We start from the raw sequence: 1,943 nt of genomic DNA on the forward strand, positions 1-1,943 counted from the left end.
AACGGGCGACTTGAGCACTTACGAGGTACCGCCTTGGGCTTTAGAAATTTAACCAATTACATAGCCAGGTGCTTGCTGAAGTCAGGAGGGTTTAGAAATCAGCTACACCCTTAAATGCGAAGAGCCTAGTTTGTCTTCTGTAAATCCTTTCAAATGCTTCAAGCGTATGGTCAAAACACTTTGCTTACGAGCTCCAGTCATCAGAGACGTGAGAAGAATCAACCGCTCAATCGTTGACCATTTCTTTTCATTAATGGCCTCCAAAAGCGCGCCTAACTCAAGATTGGAGAGAGGTCGAAGATCCTCGCCATCTTCACGCACGAATCCCAAAGGAACGGAGCTACTAGGCGGCGTACGCCGCGTTTGGCTGCGCTTTTCAGCATCGATGATTTTCGCGCCTTTTGGGCTCTGCACGATAAGCCGCACTTGCTTGATCGTATCAACACGCTTTAGATCGAGGTAATGCCAATGCTCGGAAACGTACTTATAAAAGTGATAGACCGCAGCGGTATATTGATTGATGACCTGATTACTGCGACGGCCTTCTTTAATCAGGTGATAGAAGTACTTGTAAGTCGGGCGAAGCGAAGGACGGGCACCGGAAAAGTCGAGCCAATCCAGATTGTTATCCTCACAGAATAGGAGGTAATCCAACAGTTTACTGGCACGACGCCTAACATCATCAGTGCGTCGACTTGCAGGAGCCCTATCACGCATGAGACTCAGCAAGTAGTCGTTCGCTTCGTGCCAAGGGTTGCCATTAGCACTAAACAAAAATGGGAAATTGAACAGGGCACGGTCATTCCCTGAACCGACTTCATCGCATTTATAAAGCAGATTGGATTCAGCCCCCTCAAGCGCTGACTCAATAGAGCCGCGAGGCGCTTCACTGACATGCAGGATAGCGAAGGCATCCTGCAAATTCGGGATGAGAATCAGACGACCTTCGTGACGCGGATTGGTGTAGGACATTCGCCCCCCCTGATGAATCAGTCAATCCTATATGTTATGCGTCAGTTTACAATCGCTACCTGTCAATCTTTTTGTTGTTAAGCGATTCAACCCAAGGGTCTAACTTATGGAATAGTGAGCCACAACAGCATCACGTCACGCTCCGGCAGACCGCCAGTGACGGATGCAACGCGGATCAGGTGCTTAAATATTGTCCAGGGCGGAGGGAAGTAGCTCGGCGGGGTGTCATACGGGCTCTCTGTCAGGATTGCACGGGAATCGTGCTGGATCTGGAGAGAGTCAGGCAGTAGCCTCCTGACAAGGGTATCAGCAAGCCCCGCCTGGTGTCAAGGAAAGTTAAATATCCCACTTTGGGGTTCTATACATGGCCACGTGCTCCATCCCAGAAGGATTTGAGATGGAAAAAAATCGCTGGGAGCAAGATCAGAACTACGCTGCCACAGACCGATAACGTCACCACCGTTACTGCGCCGTTGAGTGCGTGCCACATACCGATCTCGAGATAACGTGCCACAAGATCCGCTGACCTGATGATGTACTTCATTGCAACGCCTTCCCCTTGGAAGGGGATCATCTGGAGCAGTACAACTAGGCCTCCGAAACCGATCGTGACGATGGCAAAGCCCTTGAGACCTAGGGCGATATCGGCTGTACTTGGGATCGCGTGCATCGAAATAATCATCACGAGCAATGCAATAGCGAACCCCTGCAATGAACTAGTACCCAGGTGGACGACCGATGCAATGGTACCGGTGGCCACAGCGCCTATCCAACCCAGCAATGGGACCAGGCCCTGGTCGGGAATGCTTAGCTCGTATGCTTTGCCTAAGGAGACAACGGCTATTTGAACTGGTCAAGTCATCCCGGACACCGATTACGGTGTTTATGCCGCTTTTTGCTCCATGGCTATTGGCGACAGGTAGTTGTTGTAGCTGTGGAGCCTGATTCGGTTGTATCGCATGAAGAAGCTA

General features: G+C 50.5%; 2 protein-coding genes. Both read right to left on the reverse strand.

From position 1 onward, the window contains the following. Positions 1–102 precede the first annotated feature (102 nt). Positions 103–972, reverse strand: a complete 870-nt coding sequence (locus BLL38_RS29845; RefSeq protein ID WP_242627661.1) for a hypothetical protein — start codon at positions 970–972, stop codon at positions 103–105. 358 nt (positions 973–1,330) lie between these two features. Then, positions 1,331–1,732: a hypothetical protein gene (locus tag BLL38_RS29850; protein ID WP_169922486.1), complete on the reverse strand. Its 402-nt coding sequence runs from the start codon at positions 1,730–1,732 to the stop codon at positions 1,331–1,333. Positions 1,733–1,943: the final 211 nt, after the last annotated feature.

This window comes from Pseudomonas gessardii, from assembly GCF_001983165.1.
Taxonomy (GTDB): domain Bacteria; phylum Pseudomonadota; class Gammaproteobacteria; order Pseudomonadales; family Pseudomonadaceae; genus Aquipseudomonas; species Aquipseudomonas gessardii.